Annotated in this window: 15 protein-coding genes and 1 pseudogene; 7 read left to right on the top strand and 9 right to left on the bottom strand. The window is 72.4% G+C overall.

Translation table 11 applies throughout. The annotated features are described in order from the left end of the window. Positions 1-105 precede the first annotated feature (105 nt). The 3 genes from MPTA5024_RS40640 to MPTA5024_RS06470 all read left to right on the top strand — a co-directional run bounded on the left by MPTA5024_RS40640 (position 106) and on the right by MPTA5024_RS06470 (position 4,776). Complete coding sequence (locus MPTA5024_RS40640) at positions 106-1,122, top strand: hypothetical protein (protein ID WP_036320746.1); 1,017 nt, start codon at positions 106-108, stop codon at positions 1,120-1,122. 142 nt (positions 1,123-1,264) lie between these two features. Then, positions 1,265-3,496 carry a glycoside hydrolase domain-containing protein gene (locus MPTA5024_RS06465; RefSeq protein WP_036320748.1) on the top strand — a complete coding sequence of 744 codons (2,232 nt, stop codon included), beginning with the start codon at positions 1,265-1,267 and terminating at the stop codon, positions 3,494-3,496. Positions 3,497-3,501: 5 nt separating this feature from the next. Then, positions 3,502-4,776 carry a glycosyltransferase gene (locus MPTA5024_RS06470; RefSeq protein WP_036323428.1) on the top strand — a complete coding sequence of 425 codons (1,275 nt, stop codon included), beginning with the start codon at positions 3,502-3,504 and terminating at the stop codon, positions 4,774-4,776. Position 4,777: 1 nt separating this feature from the next. On the opposite strand, the gene MPTA5024_RS06475 is transcribed toward MPTA5024_RS06470, so the two are convergent. Beyond that, positions 4,778-5,323, bottom strand: a complete 546-nt coding sequence (locus tag MPTA5024_RS06475) for a hypothetical protein (RefSeq protein WP_036320750.1) — start codon at positions 5,321-5,323, stop codon at positions 4,778-4,780. Positions 5,324-5,494: 171 nt separating this feature from the next. Next, complete coding sequence (locus MPTA5024_RS06480; protein WP_036320752.1) at positions 5,495-6,106, bottom strand: class I SAM-dependent methyltransferase; 612 nt, start codon at positions 6,104-6,106, stop codon at positions 5,495-5,497. Between the two features lie 261 nt (positions 6,107-6,367). On the opposite strand from MPTA5024_RS06480, the gene MPTA5024_RS06485 reads away from it, so the two are divergent. The 4 genes and pseudogenes from MPTA5024_RS06485 to MPTA5024_RS44175 form a co-directional block, all read left to right on the top strand. Then, the gene (locus tag MPTA5024_RS06485; protein WP_232326243.1) at positions 6,368-7,354 is read left to right on the top strand and encodes an ABC transporter ATP-binding protein; all 987 of its coding nucleotides are present in this window, start codon (positions 6,368-6,370) and stop codon (positions 7,352-7,354) included. Continuing rightward, positions 7,351-8,706: an ABC transporter permease gene (locus MPTA5024_RS06490; RefSeq protein WP_036320755.1), complete on the top strand. Its 1,356-nt coding sequence runs from the start codon at positions 7,351-7,353 to the stop codon at positions 8,704-8,706. The genes MPTA5024_RS06485 and MPTA5024_RS06490 overlap by 4 nt, the downstream gene beginning before the upstream one ends. A gap of 3 nt (positions 8,707-8,709) precedes the next feature. Beyond that, complete coding sequence (locus tag MPTA5024_RS06495; RefSeq protein WP_036320758.1) at positions 8,710-11,463, top strand: alkaline phosphatase family protein; 2,754 nt, start codon at positions 8,710-8,712, stop codon at positions 11,461-11,463. 159 nt (positions 11,464-11,622) lie between these two features. Next, positions 11,623-11,832: pseudogene (locus tag MPTA5024_RS44175) on the top strand (NAD(P)-dependent oxidoreductase); the annotation flags it as partial. Between the two features lie 142 nt (positions 11,833-11,974). Here the strand turns inward: MPTA5024_RS44175 and MPTA5024_RS40645 are convergent. The 7 genes from MPTA5024_RS40645 to MPTA5024_RS06530 all read right to left on the bottom strand — a co-directional run bounded on the left by MPTA5024_RS40645 (position 11,975) and on the right by MPTA5024_RS06530 (position 17,583). Further along, positions 11,975-12,781 carry a class I SAM-dependent methyltransferase gene (locus MPTA5024_RS40645; RefSeq protein ID WP_036320761.1) on the bottom strand — a complete coding sequence of 269 codons (807 nt, stop codon included), beginning with the start codon at positions 12,779-12,781 and terminating at the stop codon, positions 11,975-11,977. Then, a complete protein-coding gene (locus MPTA5024_RS40650; RefSeq protein ID WP_036320763.1) occupies positions 12,778-13,257 on the bottom strand; it encodes a GbsR/MarR family transcriptional regulator in 480 nt (159 codons plus the stop codon). The genes MPTA5024_RS40645 and MPTA5024_RS40650 overlap by 4 nt, the downstream gene beginning before the upstream one ends. Positions 13,258-13,405: 148 nt before the next feature. Further along, positions 13,406-14,131, bottom strand: a complete 726-nt coding sequence (locus MPTA5024_RS06510; RefSeq protein ID WP_051457770.1) for a 3-oxoacid CoA-transferase subunit B — start codon at positions 14,129-14,131, stop codon at positions 13,406-13,408. Continuing rightward, a complete protein-coding gene (locus MPTA5024_RS06515; RefSeq protein WP_036320766.1) occupies positions 14,128-14,808 on the bottom strand; it encodes a 3-oxoacid CoA-transferase subunit A in 681 nt (226 codons plus the stop codon). Before MPTA5024_RS06515 ends, MPTA5024_RS06510 begins: the two co-directional genes overlap by 4 nt. After that, complete coding sequence (locus MPTA5024_RS06520) at positions 14,805-15,992, bottom strand: thiolase family protein (protein ID WP_036323431.1); 1,188 nt, start codon at positions 15,990-15,992, stop codon at positions 14,805-14,807. Before MPTA5024_RS06520 ends, MPTA5024_RS06515 begins: the two co-directional genes overlap by 4 nt. Before the next feature lie 236 nt (positions 15,993-16,228). Next, positions 16,229-16,978: an SDR family oxidoreductase gene (locus MPTA5024_RS06525; RefSeq protein ID WP_036320767.1), complete on the bottom strand. Its 750-nt coding sequence runs from the start codon at positions 16,976-16,978 to the stop codon at positions 16,229-16,231. A gap of 17 nt (positions 16,979-16,995) precedes the next feature. Beyond that, positions 16,996-17,583 carry an NADPH-dependent FMN reductase gene (locus tag MPTA5024_RS06530; RefSeq protein WP_036320768.1) on the bottom strand — a complete coding sequence of 196 codons (588 nt, stop codon included), beginning with the start codon at positions 17,581-17,583 and terminating at the stop codon, positions 16,996-16,998. Positions 17,584-17,591: the final 8 nt, after the last annotated feature.

A 17,591-nucleotide genomic window follows, 5' to 3' on the forward strand; every position in this document is an offset into this window, starting at 1 on the left:
GAACCGCAACGATATGGAGGAACGGTGATGCCGACCAACCCCCACCGCCCGAGCAGCGGACTGTCGTCCGGACCGGGTGGGCCACGCCGGCGCATCTCCCCACCCGTGATCCTCGCTACCGCGATCGTGCTGACCGCGTCGGGCGGTGCCGGAGCGGCGGCGGCCTCGGCCGCCTCGCCCGTCGCCCCGCCGACCGCCACCCCGGCGCCCACCCCGACGGCCACGGAGACGGCCACGGAGACGCCCGGCGCGATACCGACGGACGCCCCCGCCGAGCCTCCCACGGCCACGCCCGCCCCTGCCGAGGTGCCGCTCGTGGGCCCCTTCCTCGGCGCGCTGCACGGCGAGGTGGTCGTGCCGGGGAAGGACCGGTGCTCCACCGTCACGGTGTTCACCCAGACCGGGCAGGTCACCGCCGTGGCGGACGGCTCGATCACCGTCAGGAGCCAGGACGGCTTCGAGCGGTCGTACACCGTGGACGACTCCACCCGGGTGCTCACGGGCCGCCGGGGCGGCGAGATCAAGCAGAACGCCTGGGTCTCGGTGATCTCTCCGGCCCCGCCCGCCGCGCCGGCCCCCGCCCCGGAGAGCCCGGCTCCGCTTCCGTCCCCCACGCCGACGCCGCCGGAGGTGACGCCCGCTCCCTCCGAGACCACTCCCACGGACGCGCCCACGCCCACGGACACGCCTACGGACACGGGCACGCCCACGGACACGGGCACGGGCACGCCCACTCCCGGCGAGGCCTCGACGCTCCCCGGCGTTCCCGTCTCCCCGGGTGCGACGGACTCCGCCGCCCCGCCGACCGAGACGACGCCCGCCGCCCCTCAGGGGGAGACGGCGACGGCCGCCTACGTCTTCGACCTCTCGCGGCCCGGCAAGCGGCTGTGGCATCCCGGGAAGGGCTCTCCGTCCGCCCTGGAGTGGCGCTTCGGTAAGCCCGTGTGGCGCGCCCCCCGGCCCTGTCCGACGCCGACGGTCATCCCGACCGAGCCGTCAGATGCGACCCCCACTCCGGCCGTGACCCCCACGGACGCCGTGACCCCGACTCCCGAGCCCACGCCCACGCTCACGGACACGGGGACGGGGACGGGCACCCCGTCCCCCGCTCCGACGTCCTGACCGCCCGCCGGCCGGCCCTCCCCCGCACGGGAGGGCCGGCCGGCGCGTCACACGCGGCGGCCGGCCCAATTTTGGTTCCGCCGGGTAGCGACGTTCACTTGGCCGAAACCTGAACCCGGGTCGCGTTGGGTAGAGTCACGCCATCCTCGACAGCGTTGACCCATTCATCGGCACCGCGGCGACCGACCTGCCTCAGGCGCGCGGTCTCGCCGCCACGTGGTGGTGGCCGAAACCCCAGGTGGGCAACACCCACCCGGGCGCCACGTCGCCGCTGGGCATGGTGTCCGCCTGTGCCTACTCGGGCGCGTACCCGACGGGGTACGGGCGGTACGCGAAGAACACCGAGGGCGTCCCGGACGTCATGTTCGAGCAGCTCCAGGCATCCGGGTTCACCCATTTCCAGCAGTCCGGCACCGGCGCGATCCGCAAGTACTACAACTACGTCCGGGTCACCCCCATGGTGCAGCCGCTGGACCTGCTGGGAGTGTCGTGGCCGCTGCGCGACGAGGTGGCGGAGCCGGGCTACTACGCGGCCACCATGGACACGGGCATCCGCTGCGAGCTCACCGTGGGCGCCAAGGTCGCCGTGCACCGGTACACGTTCCCCGAGCACGGCAGCGCCCGTGTGGTCGTCGACCTGTCCTGCGGCGGACTCGCCATCGAGCTCGGCCGTACCGTGCCGCTCCGCGCGCAGGTGGAGAGCATGGGCCAGGGCCGGGCGCAGGGCACGGTGGTGATGGAGGGCGTCCCGCTGTCGGTGCACGTGGACGTCGACAGCCCGGGCTGGCGGCAGATGCTCTGGTACGACCGGCGGCTCATCGACGGCGGCACCCGCCTCGACTTCGACAGCATCCGGCACACCACGCTGCGGCCGTTCGGCATGCTCTTCATGGGCCCGACCACGGCGGGCCAGACCGTCGAGGTCCGGCTCGGGTTCTCCCTGCGCGGGTGCGACCAGGCGCGGCGGAACCTGGAGCGCGAGTGCGGGCTCGGGCAGCCCGCCTTCGACGCGGTGCGGTCCCGCACCCGGGCCCGATGGGGCGAGCACCTCGGCCGTGTCGAGGTCGAGGGCGGCACGCCGGCCCGGCGCACCGTGTACGCGACGGCGCTCTACCATTCGCTGATCAAGCCGTGCGTCGCCGACGACGAGAGCCCGTTCTGGCCCACCCCTGGACCGTACGCGTTCGACGTGTGCACCATGTGGGACATCTACAAGACACAGCTGCCGCTGCTCGCCGCGATCGTCCCGGACCGGGCGGTGGATCTGCTGGAGTCGCTGATCCGGGTATGCGAGGAGGAGGGCAACTTCCCCATCGGATACCGGATGGCCCGCGGCGCCGACCGGTTCTTCCGCCAGGCCAGCGCGCTCGCGCACACGGCGCTGGCGGACGCCCACGCTCTCGGGCGGACGGGCCTGGACTGGAACTGGGCGCTGGTGCACATGGTCGACGACCTGCGCCGCCTGTACGGCGAGGACTTCTTCGAGCACGGCGTGGTGCACCCGATCACGCACACCCTCGACCTGGCGTACGCCCACCACTGCACGGCGCAGGTGGCCAGGGCGCTGAACGACGGGCGGCTGGCCGACGACCTCGAGGACCGCAGCCGGCAGTGGTCCAACGCCTTCGACCCGCACACCGGGCTGCTGCGCGACTCGGAGTTCTACGAGGGCGGCAAGTGGAACTACTCGTTCCGGCTGCTGCACGACATGGCGGCGAGGATCGCCCTGGCCGGCGGCGACGAGGCGTTCGTCGCCAAGCTGGACAGGTTCTTCGGCTTCGGCGCCGCACCGGTGCGGCAGCCCGGCCGGCGCCCGAGGCCGGCGGAGATGGCGGCGGGGTACGCCCTGAACCGGTTCGAGGGGCTGAACAACGAGCCCGACATGGAGGCGCCCTGGGCGTACCACTACGCGGGCCGGCCCGACCGGACGGCCCAGGTGGTGCAGGCGGCGCTTACGTGGCAGTTCGGCACCGGGCCCGGCGGGCTGCCCGGCAACGACGACTCCGGCGGCCTCAGCTCGTGGTACGTCTGGGCGTCGCTCGGGCTGTTCCCGATCGCCGGGCAGAACCTGTTCCTGGTCAACGCGCCCGCGTTCCCCCGGGCCGTGCTCAGGGCCGGGGGCAACGAGTTCGTCATCGAGACCAGCGGGCACCGCGAGAGCCCGATCGGCGTCGACGGCATCGACCGCGATCCGCCGGCGCAGTACGTCCAGTCGGCTACCCTCAACGGCGACCCCCTGCATGCGACGCATCTCAGCGCCGCCACCGTGCACCGCGGCGGCCGGTTGCACCTGCGACTGGGCCCGGAGCCGTCCGGATGGGGGCTGGGAATCCGGCCGCCGTCCCTTTCCGATACGCCCCCGACCCCGGAGTAAGTGTGATGACCCTCCCCCGTCGCCGTCTCGTCATCGTGGTAAGAGCCGACCCCGTCATCTGCGGCCACTCCGGCGAGGCCCGTAACCTCGCCGAGGTGGCCCTCACCCGCGGATTCGACGACGTACGGCTGCTGACCTGGCCGATCCCCGCGCTGCAGGCGGCCGGGCTGCCGCTCAAGCCGCTGGACCGGCTGCTGCCGTACAGCCCCGGGATCACCGTGGAACGGCCGGAACCGGTCGGGGACTACCGGGTGCCGGACGGCCGTCACCAGGCCGGCCTCACCGGCCGCCTCGTCGAGCTGCTCGCCGAGCCCGTGCCCACGACCTGCCTGTCCATGTACCTCGTCCCGCACACCGCCGTCGTGGTGGACGCGGTCGCGGCCGCGCGCGCGGCCGGGCTGGCGCCCACCGTGCACACGGTGGCGAAGGCCGTCGGCTCGGACGTGACCAACGTGATCCGGTCGTGCCTGCGGGAGGGCCGGTTCGGCGCGGCTACCGTGCTGTTCAGCACGTTCCTGGCCAACGACGAGGTCGTCGCGGTCTCGGAGTACACCCGGGAGGAGATCGTCGCCGCGGCCGAGCAGGTGGACGCCAACTGCGGCACCACGTTCGCCGAGCAGTGCCGGCGCCGCGTGACCGTCAGCTACCCGCCGATCGACTCGGCCGCCTTCCTCGACCCCGATCCGGCCGAGGTGGACGCCGCGCTCGCGCGACGCGGCCTGGAGCGGGACGGGTACGTGCTGTTCCTGTCCCGGGTGGCCCGGGCGAAGGGGATCTACGACCTGTTGATCGCCTTCGGCCAGATGCGCTGCCGGTCCCGCGTGAAGCTGGTCGTCGCCGGAACCGGCCCCGCGCTGGAGCACGTGCAGGCGATGGCCAAGGAGGACGACCGGGTGGTCTTCCTCACCGACGTCGACGACCAGGAGAAGCCGCTGCTCATGCGCGGCTGCGCGGCCTACGCCCTGCCCACCAAGCCCGAGCCCGACTTCGTCGAGACGTTCGGCATCGCCTTGGCGGAGAAGGCCCTGGCCGGCGGCGGGCCGATCATCACCACGACGACCGGCGGGACCGCCGAGGCGGTCGGCGACACCGCCGTCATCGTCGAGCCCGGCGACATCGCCGGTCTGGCCGCGGCCGTGGACCGGGTGGTCCTGGACATGCCGGCCGCCGAACGGCAGGACCTCGAACGTCGTGCCCGCGCCCGCGCGATGACCTTCGACCGGGCCGCGGTGTTCGACGACCTGTTCCCGGAGGAGGCGCTCGTCGCCGGGGTCGGCTGACCTAAGCCGACGGCCGGACCGTCAGGGTGGCGCGGGTGGAGTCGGCCCTCGAAACCCGCAGCCGGACGCCGTTGACCCGGACCTGCCCGCCGGTGCTCAGCGCGATCTCCGCCTCGCCGTGGCAGCGCCCGTCGGTGCAGGACCCGCTCGTCCTGGCGCTGCCCCCTTCGACGCTCATCCTCCCCGTGGAGTTCTCGACGGCCAGCATGACGCCCTCGTCCGCGAGCGACGTCACGGTGATCGAGTCGAGCCCGAACCCGGGGTCGACCACCAGCCGGTCACCCCGGTGGACCTCCACCTCGCAGTCGGCCTTCCTGCAGGCGGTGAGCTCGGACGGGGACGGGGACGGGGACGGGCTCGGGGAGGCGGGCGGCGGGCTGTTCGCCGAGGCCGGCGTGGACACGGGGGGCGGGGTGCTCGGGGCCGTCTCCACGGCCCCCGTCCGCTCCCTGGACCGTTCCGGCTCCGAGCCGCATCCGGCGAGCAGCGCCGCGATCGAGAGGCCGGCGAGGCCGGCCCGCGCGGCAGGGCTCGAGGTGATCCCCATGACCTTCTTCTCCCCCGAACGGAATCGGCCGTACGCGGCCCGTTCCGTCGCGCCCCCGGGACCGCGTCACAACCGTAGTAAAGGCGTCCCGCCGCACCCCCGTTTTCGCCGGCGACGCGCCGGAGCCCCTCCCCCGGGACTGGTGGACGGCCGCGTCCGTGACGTGCGGGTTCAATCCGGTCGGGAACCCTGGACCCGTCTGATCGTCGCCAGCCAGGCGGGCGCGCCGGCGTCATCGTGGAACCGCGTCCGGACCCGATCCGGTACGACCGCCGCGACGGTCCATCCGTGATCAGGGGTGAACGCCGCTCGCAGATCGTCCCGGCGGACGGGGTGGGGGCCGGCGTCGGGGCCGGCGTCGCTGAAGCACAACACGTACAGGGTCGCACCGGGCTCGGTCACCGACGCGAGACTCGCCGCGTACTCCTGCCGCTCGTCGCCGTCGCAGGTGTGGAAGAGCCCGCAGTCCAGCACCGTGTCGAACGTGCGCCCCAGACGGCCGAGACGGAGGGCGTCGGCCGCCGCGAACTCGGCCGCGATCCCGCGCTCGCGGGCCTTCTCCCTGGCGGTCGCCAGCGCCGTCTCGGCGACGTCGACGCCCAGGACCGGCAGTCCCAGCGAGGCGACGTGGAGGGTGTTCTCGCCGGTTCCGCAGCCCGCGTCGAGGACCGTCCCGGCGAATCCGCCCTCGGACGCCAGACGCACGACCGCCGGCTGGGGCCGGCCGATGTCCCACGGCGCGGGGCCGTCGTGGTACGACGCGTCCCAGGGCCGTCCCGTCATCCGTTCATGACTGGTCGGGCGCCGCCCGCCGAACGGATCGCCGGCGAGACCTCCCGATCGCTCCGGCACCTCGCTCCCCTTCCCACGTCCGCTCTCGTCACCTCATCGTGGCACGCCGATCGCAGCTCCTCCGTGCGGCCCTCGGGTACTGAGGGATGGCCAGATAGTTAGGTGGGGTAAGTGACGGTCGGGAGAGGTTTGCCGAACGTTTGACTTCCCGCCTTACCGAGGCCAACCACGATCTATAAGTTCCTCTTGCCCATGATCAAGCAAGGGGAGACCGACATGCAGACGAGCCCCGCGGTCCGGGGTCGCGCGATCAGGAAGTCCTTCGGTGACGTGGTCGCACTCGACGGCGTCGATCTCGATGTGGCGAGCGGGCAGGTCCACGGCCTGGTCGGCCCGAACGGCGCGGGCAAGACGACGCTCCTCGGCCTGCTGCTCGGCCTGGCGGTCGCCGACGGCGGCAGCCTCGAGATCCTGGGCACACCGGTCGGGCGGACGCTCGCCGTCCCCGACGGCGTGGCGGGCTTCGTGGACGGGCCCGGGCTGTATCCGTCCCTCACCGCGCGGCAGAACCTTGCGGCCCTCGCCGCCCTGCGCGGGTACGACGCCGGTCGCACCAGTGCCGTCGACGACGCGCTGGAGCAGGTCGGGCTCACCGACGTCGCCGACGACCGCATCCGGGGGTTCTCGCTGGGCATGCGCCAGCGGCTCGGGCTGGCCGCCGCGCTGCTCACCACACCGCGGCTGCTCGTGCTCGACGAGCCGGCCAACGGCCTGGACCCCGCGGGCACGCGCCACGTGCACCGCGTCATCACCGATCTCGCCGAGAACGGGACGGCGGTCGTCCTGTCCAGCCACCGGATGGACGAGCTCGCGGCGCTGTGCTCCGAGGTCACCCTCCTCTCCACCGGGCGGGTCGTCTTCTCCGGGCCGGTGAGCAAGCTCGCTGCCGAGAGCGGCGAGCTCGACTACCGGCTGCTCACCTCCGACCCGGCGGCCGCGCGTCAGGTGGCGCAGGAAACGCCCGGGCTGCGCGTCCTGCCCGGCCGCGACCGCCTCGAACGGCTGGATCCCGGGGTGCTCGTGGTCCGCGGGCCGGTGCCGGCCCTCGACGAGCTGGTGGTGCGGCTGGTGCGGGCCGAGGTGGCGGTGCGCGAGCTGGCGCCCGTGGTGACGCCGCTCGAGGCCGCGTTCCTGGCCCTGACCGGGGCCGGGCAGACCGACGAGGAGGACCCCCGATGACCACGACCGTCGCGCCGCCCGAGGTGGCGGCCCGGCCGGCGCCGGTGCTGCACGGCTACCGGTTCGAGCTGGTGAAGCTGCTGTCCCAGTGGCGGATCCGCCTGCTGCTGCTCGCCTGCTGGATCGCCCCCGCGGGGTTCGTGGCCGCGGTGAGCCTGCAGAGCACGCTGCCCGCCGACACGGTGTTCGGCCGCTGGATGAACGAGACCGGCTGGGCGGGATCGCTGGTCGTGCTCGACTTCTCGTGCAGCTGGGCGCTCCCGCTGCTGACGGCGCTGGTCGCCGGCGACATCTTCGCGGCGGAGGACCGGCTGGGCACCTGGCGTCATCTCCTCGTCGCGGTCCGCTCGCCGAGGCGGATCTTCGTGGCGAAGGGCCTCGCCAGCCTCACCGTGCTCCTGATCCTGGTGGCCGGGCTGTGCGCGTCGAGCGTCGCCGGCGGCCTGGCCGCCGTCGGCGACCGGCCGCTCATCGGCCTCGACGGCCACCTCCTCTCCACGGGAGACGCGGCCGGCACCGTCCTGCTCGCGTGGGCCTGCGCGCTCGCGCCGACGCTGGCGTTCGCCGGGGTCGGCCTGCTCGGCTCGGTGGCTTTGGGCCGCTCCCCGATGGGGCTGCTGATGCCCGCGCTCCTCGCCTTCGTGCTGCAACTTGCGCAGCTGCTCCCGCTGCCGGTGGCCGTCCAGCTGGCCCTGCCGAGCCACGCCTTCCTCGCCTGGCGCGGCCTGTTCACCGCCCCGGCGCAGGCGGGTCCCCTTCTCATCGGCCTCGTGGTGAGCCTGGCGTGGGCCGTCCTCGCCACCGCGCTCGCGTACCGCCTGTTCCTGCGCCGCGACTTCACCGACCTGACGTACGACGGGGCGGGGCGGCGCGTGCTGGTGACGGCGGCGCTCCCGCTGGCCGGCCTGGTCGCCCTCGCCGTCGTCGTCCTCGCCGCCGCGACCTCCGCTCAGGGTTCCGGCATCGTGCGGGTCAAGCTGCAGGACTCGCTCGCCACGGCGTACGCCCACCTCTACCGGCTGCAGACACAGGAGCTTCACCGCCCCGCCGTCACCGAGGCCCAGCTGGACGCCACCGCGTCCTGCGACAAGGGCGACTCACGGGTCGCCGACGAGGGACCGGGCAACGACTGGCGGTGCGTCGTGTCCTGGCGCCTCCCCGGCGCGACCGCCGTGGGCAGCGCCATCTACCAGCTCGACGTCACCGCCGACGGGCGGTACGTCGCCGACGGCGACGGACCGAAGGAGGTCAACGGCTACTTCCAGGTGCGTACTCCGACGGGAGACGCGCCGAACCCCCTGTGGCAGTTCGACGGGAACGTCGATCTGCTCGCAAGCACCCCGAAGGATTGATTCATGCACGTCACGCGCCAGCGCGTCGCCAAGGTCCGGACCGGGCTCCTCGACGGGCGCACCGGCCGGCGGACCCGTCTCCTCGCGGCCGCCACCGCAACCCTCGTCGTCGCGGGCGGGGGCATCGCCTACGCGTCCACCGACGTCTTCGGCAGCAGCCAGGTCGGCCAGACCACCGACAAGGGCCTGGTCGCCTCCGCCGACCAGTACATCAAGCCGATCGGCGATCGTCTCGTCATCAACAACGGCAAGATCATGTCGTCCTCGGTCAGCCCGGACGGCACCCACCTCGCGGCCTCCATCACCGACGGCGGGATGGCGCTCGCCATCGTCGACCTGAAGAGCTGGACGGTGCAGCAGCTCGTCGGCAACAACGCGGCGGCGAACCTGCGCATCAGCGGCAACGACGTGGGCCAGGAAGGCCCCACGTACTCGCCCGACGGTTCGCAGCTGTGGCTGGGCCGCGCCGACATGTTCACCAAGTTCACCGTGAACCCGGACGGCTCCCTCGCCAACCCGGTCAACATCACCATCGCGGCGCAGGGCTCGAAGCACGCGCTCGTGGGTGAGCCGGTGTTCTCCGCCGACGGCAAGACCGTGTACGTCGCCGTCAACGGCCAGAACCGGGTGGTCGCCATGGACGCGGCGACCGGGGCCATCCAGCAGAGCTGGGCCGTGGGCAACGCCCCGCGTGACATGGTCATGGTCGGCACGAAGCTCTACGTCAGCAACGAGGGCGGCCGTCCGGCCAGGCCCGGCGAGACGACGATCAACTCGTACGGCACGCAGGTGCCGGCCGACCCGAACACCGGTGCGACCACCACCGGCACCGTCAGCGTCATCGACCTGGCGAACCCGGCCTCCGCGCCCGCGAGCATCGACGTCGGCCTGCACCCGACCGCGCTGTACGCCAAGAACGGTGCGCTGTTCGTCACCAACACCGCCACCAACGACGTGTCGGTCATCGACACCGCCGGCGACAAGGTCGTCCAGACCATCGCCACCCAGCCGTGGCCGCAGGCCTCGGTGGGCTACGAGCCCGACGCGGTGACGCTGACCGACGACGGTCACCTGCTGGTGACGCTCGGCCGCGCCAACGCGGTCGCCGTCTACCGGTACACCAGCCCGCAGGAGCCGGTCAGCTACGTCGGCCTGCTCCCGACGGACTACTTCCCCGCTGAGATCACCACCGTCGGCGGCCAGGTGCTGGTCTCCAACACCCGTGGCATCGACGCCCGCCGTCCCACCACGGCCGCCGGGCACGGCACCCACGACACGACGTCGAGCCTGCAGCGGTTCACGCTGCCGGACGACAAGGAGATCGCCAAGTACACGGACACGGTCTTCGAGCAGAACGGCTGGGGCAAGAACGACGTCAAGATCGCCCATGGCAACAAGCAGAAGGCCGAGCCGGTCCCGAAGCGTCTCGGCGACCCGTCGACGATCAACCACGTCTTCCTGATCGTCAAGGAGAACCGGACCTACGACCAGGTCTTCGGTGACATCGCGAAGGGCAACGGCGACCCGTCGCTGGCCCAGTACGGCGAGAACGTGACGCCCAACCAGCACGCGCTGGCCGACCAGTTCGGGCTGTACGACAACACGTACGACATCGGCACGAACTCCGCCGAGGGTCACAACTGGCTGATGCAGGCCGACAACCCGGAGTACACCGAGTCCAGCGCCGGTCAGTACCTGCGCAGCTACGACACCGAGGACGACGCCCTCGGCCACCAGCGGACCGGCTTCATCTGGAGCGGCGCGCAGGCCGCGGGCAAGTCCGTGCGTAACTTCGGCGAGTTCCACCAGTTCCTCACCAAGCCGGCCGGCGCGACGTGGCAGAACCTGTACTGCGACACCAAGAACATGCAGGCCACCGGGCAGAACACCGCCTACACCCTGAACTCGTCCTCGCCGATCCCGTCGCTCAACGACGTGTCGGTGCACGGCTTCCCGAAGTTCGACACCAGCGTGCCGGACATCTACCGGTACGAGATCTGGAAGCGTGACTTCGAGGCCAACGGGCCGGCGAACCTGAACATGTTCTGGCTGTCCAGCGACCACACGGGTGGCCCGGTGAACGGCGCCGCCCAGGTCGCCGACAACGACCTGGCGGTCGGGAAGATCGTCGACGAGATCTCGCACAGCAAGTACTGGAAGGACTCCGCGATCTTCGTCGTCGAGGACGACTCCCAGGCCGGCACCGACCACGTCGACGGTCACCGCGCCCCGATCCAGATCATCAGCCCCTGGGCCAAGCACGGCACCGTGGACAGCCACTACTACACGCAGATCACCATGATCCGCACCATCGAGCAGATCCTCGGGATCCAGCCGATGAACCAGAAGGACAGCGCGGCCACCCCGATGACCGCGGCGTTCACCGGCAAGCCCGACTACACGCCGTTCACCGCCCTGCCGAACCGCACCTCCCTGACCCTGGGTCTGTCGGGCTCCAACCTGCCGTCCTGCGGTGCGGACACCCCCGCGCCGCAGGACCCGGCCGCCGCGGCCCCGCCGTCGGCGAAGGTGCCCGCGGACAAGCAGGAGATCGCGAAGAAGTGGGGGGCCTGGAAGTCCCAGCAGTCGTTCAACGGGCCCAACGCCCGGGCCGACTCCGGCAACCCCGAGCAGATGAACCGCTTCTCGTGGTACGAGGCGCACGACTTCAAGAAGCCCTACCCGGGTGACGACGAGATCTACACCCCGGACCAGGTGCCGGGCGCGTACATCCCGTCGTCCGACACCGACGGCTGATCTTCAGCACCTCACGCGACGGCCCGCCGGCACCCCCGGCGGGCCGTCCGCGCTTCGACCGGCTGGAGAGGCGGCGCCTCCGGGATGATTTGATCGGACGAAAGGAAAGCGTTCGCGCGCCTCTACCGGGAGCGCCGTGCCGTCCTCGACTGGGACCGCCGCTTCCCCGGCTTCGGCAACTACCGGCGCACGGCCGGGATCGTCGGCGCCTCGGCCGTCGGCCGCCGGTTGATCGAGTTGCTGCGCCCGTTCGACCTCCAGGTGCTCGTCTCCGATCCGTACCTGACGGAGGACCTCGGCGTGCCGCGCGTGGAGCTGGACGAGCTGCTCGGCCGCTGTGACGTGGTGAGCCTGCACGCGCCCTCGCTGCCGGAGACCCGGCTCGCTCGGCGGGGAGCTGGCCAGGATGTCCGGCCTCGCGCTGGAGGAGCTCTCGCGCTACGCGCGCGGCCTGCCCTTCGCCCACCCGGTGACGGTGGAGACGCTCAGCCGCATCGCCTAGCGGTCCGGGTCAGAACGTGAACCGGTAGTCGACGGACGAGGCGCGCAGCGCCGGGACGGCGTGCATGAGCTGGTAGATGGCGCGGTAGCGACGTATCGGGATCCGGTCGCGGTGCGCGGTGATGGGCACCTGTTCCGCGCAGGTGAGGCGGGGGTTCATCCGCTCGACGTCCCGGCCGTCGCGCGGCGACCACCGCAAGATCTTGACCATCCGGACCGCCCAGGGAGCCAGCCCGTCGAAGAGCAGCTCGCCCGAGGCGAAGTGATCGGTCAGCCGGCGCAGCAGCCGGCCGACCTCTTCGGCGGTCAGGTACATCAGCAGCCCCTCGGCGACGATCAGGACGGGACCGCCGGCGGGGATCTCCTCCAGCCAGCCGTCCTCCGTGACGGACGCGCCGATCATCCGGTAGCGGTCGCGCTCGGGATAGATCCGCCGGCGCAGGCCAACGACCTCGGGGACGTCGACGTCGAACCAGGGCACCGTCCCCTCCGCGTCGAGGCGGAGCATCCGGCTGTCCAGGCCGCAGCCCAGGTGGAGCACGGTGGCGTCCGGATGGCGGGCCAGGAAGTCGCGGCCCCAGTCGTCGAGCTGCCGGGCCCGCAGCGCGACCACGAACTGGTTGCGCTCAGGCCGGACACGTCGTTTCAGCTTGCCGAAGTCGTAGTCGATGCGGCCGACGGCGTCGGCCGCGTAGTGGTCGCCGAGGATCGGGTGCGGCAGCCGGCTCTCCCACGCCCGCAGGTACAGGGTGCCGAGGAGCGTCCAGGTCACCCCGTCGTCGGGGACGGCCCTGAAGTCGACCTTGTCCGTGTTCACCGAGAGCTCCGCTCGTCCGTCCGACTGTCGCGATACGCCTGCCAGCGCTGGAGGAACTCGTCGGCGTCCCGCACCGTGAAGGCGAAGAAGGCGCGGGTCTCCTCCAGCCTGGCCCGCTGGTCGGGGCGGTCCTCGCCGACGACGGACAACCCGAAGTCCAGGGCCTCCAGGCTCAGCCGCAGCGCGGCGAACTGGACCCGCATGGCCTGCATCCACCCGCCGCCGACCACCCGGTAGCGGTGCTCGCGGTTCGCCGCGGGCGCGCGCTCGATCATCCCGCCCGTCTCCAGCTGCCGGGCGACCGTGCTGACCGCGGTCTTGCTCACGCCGAGCTCCGCCGCCAGCTCGGTGAGGGACCGGTGCGGCGGGTCGCAGATCATGAGCCGGCCGTAGAGGCGGCCCATCGTCCGCGTCCCGCCGAGGCGCTCCATGACCAGCCCCATGCGGTCGACGAACTCGCTCTCCTGCGGCTCCATCCGGCATCAACCTTGTCATCATCGTAAAGTACGTACTTTACGAAAGATACGCCCATTCCCCCGCGCCGGGCAACGTGGTCGAATCCCGCGGCCGAGAAGCGACGGGCATGCCGGTGGCCGGAGCGCCGCCCCCCGGCGTCGCGGTGGGTCAGGACCCGCCGTACGGCCGGGGGTCGCCCAGCGTGTGAAGGGTGACGTCCATCCGCGCGGCCAGGTGGCGGACGGTCGTGCCGTAGGTCTCGAGCACCGTGACGCCGTCCGGTCCGATGTGGAACACGGCCTGGTCGGTGTAGAGGCGGCTCACGCAGGCGAGGCCGGTGAGCGGGTAGGTGCATTCGGGGACGAGCTTGGGCGTCCCGTCCTTCGCGAACAGCGTCATCATGACGAACACGCTCTTGGCGCCGCCGGCCAGGTCCATGGCGCCGCCGACGGCGGGGATGGCGCCGGGAGCGCCGGTGTGCCAGTTGGCCAGGTCGCCGCGCTCGGAGACCTGGAAGGCGCCGAGCACGCACACGTCGAGGTGGCCGCCGCGCATCATCGCGAAGGAGTCGGCGTGATGGAAGTACGACGCGCCCGGCAGCTCGGTGACCGGGACCTTCCCGGCGTTGATCAGGTCGGGGTCGACGTCGTCGCCCCGGGCGGCGGGTCCCATGCCGAGCATGCCGTTCTCCGTGTGCAGGACGACCCCGGCGTCCGCGGGAAGGTGGTCGGCGACCGTCGTGGGCTGGCCGATGCCGAGGTTCACGAAGGAGCCGCGCGGGATGTCGCGGGCGACGGCGGCGGCGAGCTCGTCGCGTCCGAGCGGCCCCCGGCCGAGATGCTCCACCGTACGGACCCGGCCCGCGGCGCCGCCGGTGGTGGTGTGGTCGGTCACGGGGCGGCCTCCGTCACGGACAGGTCCAGGACGCGGTCGACGTAGATGCAGGGGGTGACGACCGCCTCGGGGTCCAGCATCCCGGTGTCGACGACGTGGCTCACCTGCACGATCGTGAGCGTGGCGGCGGCCGCCATGACCGGCCCGAAGTTGCGGGCGGTCTTGCGGTAGACGAGGTTGCCCATCCGGTCGGCGATGTGGGCGGCGACCAGCGCGACATCCCCCTTGATCGGGTACTCCAGCACGTAGTCGCGGCCGTCGATGGTCCGCGTCTCCTTGCCCTCGGCCAGGGGCGTGCCGACGCCGGTGGGGCAGTAGAACGCGCCGATCCCCGCGCCGGCCGCGCGCATCCGCTCGGCCAGGGTGCCCTGCGGGACGACCTCCAGCTCGATCTTCCCCGCCCGGTACAGCCCGTCGAACACCCACGAGTCGCTCTGCCGGGGGAACGAGCAGACCATCCGGCGCACCCGCCCGGCCGCCAGCAGCGCCGCCAGGCCGGTGTCCCCGTTGCCGGCGTTGTTGCTGACCACGGTCAGATCGGTCGCGCCCTGCCGGATCAGCGCCTCGATCAGCCGCACCGGCATCCCCGCCATCCCGAACCCGCCCACCAGCACGGCGGAGCCGTCCTCGACCCCGGCCACGGCCTCGTCGGGGTCGCTCACGACGACGGCGGTCACCGCGCGCTCACGTTCTCGAGGACGACGGCCAGGCCCTGGCCGACCCCGATGCAGATGGCGGCGACCCCCCACCGCTCGCGCCGCTCGCGCAGCACGTGGGCGAGCGTGCCGAGGACGCGCCCGCCGGACGCGCCCAGCGGGTGACCGATCGCGATGGCGCCGCCCCGGGTGTTCACGATCTCCGGATCGGTCTTCCACGCGTCCAGGCACACCAGCGACTGGACGGCGAACGCCTCGTTCAGCTCCACGGCGCCGACCTCATCCCAGCCGACGCCGGCGCGGCGCAGCGCCCGGTCGGCCGCCTCGACCGGCGCGTACCCGAACAGCTGCGGCTCCAGCGCCGTGGCCGCCCGGCCCGCGACGCGGGCGAGGGGATCGACGCCGAGCCGGCCCGCTGCGGCCTCCGAACCGAGCACGACCGCCGAGGCGCCGTCGTTCAGCGGGGAGGCGTTGCCCGCGGTGATGGTGCCATCGGGGCGGAAGGCCGGCTTCAGCCCGGCCAGCACGTCCGGCGTCGTCCCGGGCCGGATCCCCTCGTCGCGCGCCAGGTCGACGCCCTCCACAGGCACGACCAGGTCGTCGTAGAACCCGTCGTTCCACGCCGCGCCGGCCAGCATGTGCGACCGCGCGGCGAAGGCGTCCTGCCGCTCCCGGGAGATGGAGAACCGCTCCGCCAGCTGCTCGTTGGCCTCGCCCAGGGAGACCGTCCACTCCGCGGGCATGGCCGGGTTCACCAGCCGCCAGCCCAGGGTCGTGGACACCGCGGTCAGGTCCCCCGCCGGAAAGGCCCGCGACGGCTTGGGAAGCACCCACGGAGCGCGCGTCATCGACTCCACGCCCCCGACCACGACCACCTCGGCGTCGCCGCTCTCGATCGTGCGTGACCCGATCATCGCGGCGTCCAGGCCCGATCCGCACAGCCGGTTCACCGTGGTCGCCGGCACCGTCACCGGCAGTCCGGCCAGCAACACCGCCATCCGGCCCACGTTGCGGTTGTCCTCCCCCGCCCCGTTGGCGTTCCCCCACACCACGTCGCCGATCTCCGCCGGATCCAGCGCCGGCACCTTGGCCACGACCCCCCGCAACGCCACGGCGGCCAGGTCGTCCGGGCGCACGCCCGCGAGCGCCCCGTTGAACCTCCCGAACGGCGTCCGCGCAGCCGCGTAGACGAAGGCCGACCCCATGACACCCCCCCTGTCGCGGCAGGTCCCCGCCGCCGTCTCGGCGTGCGGATGCCGCATGTGCGTTTCCGTGGAAACGGTATGAAGCGACCCTAGTCGGGTCAATGCCGTCGGGCCGCCGCTCAGCCTTGGGCCACGACGTTCAGGTGCCGGTTTCCTCAGGCTCGGCGCGACAGACGCTCGTCCGCGCGCCGAGTCGGAGCGAGCAGACGAGCATCGGGCCGCTCGGTGGTGTGGGTCTACATGGTCGTCCCGCCTGAGACGTCGAGCCGATGTCCGGTGACGTACCGGCTGTCGTCGGAGGCCAGGAAGGCGACGGTTCCGGCCACGTCCTGCGGCGTGCCGAGCCGGCCGAGGGCCGTCTGTGACGACAGCCAGGCCAGGGCCTCGCCGACCAGGCGTCCTTGGTGCATGTCGGTGTCGATGACGCCGGGGGCCACGAGGTTGACCGTGATGCCGCGCGGCCCGAGCTGCTTGGCCAGGGCGACGGTCATGACGTCGAGTGCGGCCTTGGACATGGCGTAGTCGATCGCCCGGGGCATGGCCGCCCCGCGGGTCAGCATGGTGCCCACGGTGATGATCCGCCCGCCGTCGCGCAGTCGTGGCAGGGCTTGCCGGGTGATGAGGAACGGGGCCGTGGTGTTGACCGCGAGCAGGCGCTCAAGGCCCTCCCGGGTGACGCCGTCGATCTCGCTCTGCCCGCCGAGGATGCCCGCGTTGTTGACCAGTATGTCCAGCCCGTCGGCGTGCGCGTCGAAGGCCGTCCACAGGGCTTCGGCGTCACCGGGCGCGCCCAGCTCGGCCTGGACGGCGAAGGCCCGCCCGCCAGCCGCTTCGATGGCGGCGACGGTGTCCTTGGCGGCGGCGTGGTTGCCGCCGTAGTGCACGGCGACCCGGGCGCCTTCGCGGGCCAGCCGGGTGGCGATCGCGCGGCCGATGCCCCGGCTCGCGCCGGTCACCAGCGCCGTCTTGCCGGTCAATGTCGTCATGATCATGCCTTTCTGCTTTATGCGGTGTAGGGGGTGATGGTCTTGGCGTCGCGCAGGACGCGCGCCCACCAGCTCACTTGGTCCAGCAGGGTCGTGGCGGCCGCGGCCGGGCCGACGGGGTCCTTCGGCTGTCCGTTGCCGTCGAAGCACTCCCAGGCGCCGTGGAAGCTGACGGTGTCGCGGGTGGTGACGGCGTGCAGCTCGGCGAAGACGGCTCGCAGGTGCTCCACCGCGCGCAGGCCTCCGGAGATGCCGCCGTAGGAGACGAACGCCACCGGTTTGGCGTGGAACTGCTGGTTGTGCCAGTCGATTACGTTCTTCAGCGCGGCCGGGTAGCTGTGGTTGTACTCGGGGGTCACCACCACGAACGCGTCGGCGGCCGTCAGCCGCGGGGTCAGCCCGCCCAGGGCCTCCAGCACCGGCGTAGGTGCGGACATCGACGGGGCCGCCCCGCCGATCGGCACGTCGGCCAGGTCGATCACATCGACGTCCAGGTCCGGGCGGGACGCGGCCTGGCCGGCGAACCAGCCGGCCACGGTCGGTCCGAAGCGGCCGTCGCGGACGCTGCCGACAATGACGGCCAGCCTCAGCGGGTCAGTGGTCACGATGTTCT

Source organism: Microbispora sp. ATCC PTA-5024 (assembly GCF_000511135.2).
Taxonomy (GTDB): domain Bacteria; phylum Actinomycetota; class Actinomycetes; order Streptosporangiales; family Streptosporangiaceae; genus Microbispora; species Microbispora corallina.

Coding starts and splice junctions, on each gene's coding strand:
- MPTA5024_RS06470 (WP_036323428.1), top strand. CDS start 3,502: ATGACCCTCCCCCGTCGCCGTCTCGTCATCGTGGTAAGAGCCGACCCC.
- MPTA5024_RS06485 (WP_232326243.1), top strand. CDS start 6,368: ATGATCAAGCAAGGGGAGACCGACATGCAGACGAGCCCCGCGGTCCGG.
- MPTA5024_RS06495 (WP_036320758.1), top strand. CDS start 8,710: ATGCACGTCACGCGCCAGCGCGTCGCCAAGGTCCGGACCGGGCTCCTC.
- MPTA5024_RS06475 (WP_036320750.1), bottom strand. CDS start 5,323: ATGGGGATCACCTCGAGCCCTGCCGCGCGGGCCGGCCTCGCCGGCCTC.
- MPTA5024_RS06520 (WP_036323431.1), bottom strand. CDS start 15,992: ATGGGGTCGGCCTTCGTCTACGCGGCTGCGCGGACGCCGTTCGGGAGG.
- MPTA5024_RS06480 (WP_036320752.1), bottom strand. CDS start 6,106: ATGACGGGACGGCCCTGGGACGCGTCGTACCACGACGGCCCCGCGCCG.
- MPTA5024_RS40650 (WP_036320763.1), bottom strand. CDS start 13,257: ATGGAGCCGCAGGAGAGCGAGTTCGTCGACCGCATGGGGCTGGTCATG.
- MPTA5024_RS06490 (WP_036320755.1), top strand. CDS start 7,351: ATGACCACGACCGTCGCGCCGCCCGAGGTGGCGGCCCGGCCGGCGCCG.
- MPTA5024_RS06525 (WP_036320767.1), bottom strand. CDS start 16,978: ATGACGACATTGACCGGCAAGACGGCGCTGGTGACCGGCGCGAGCCGG.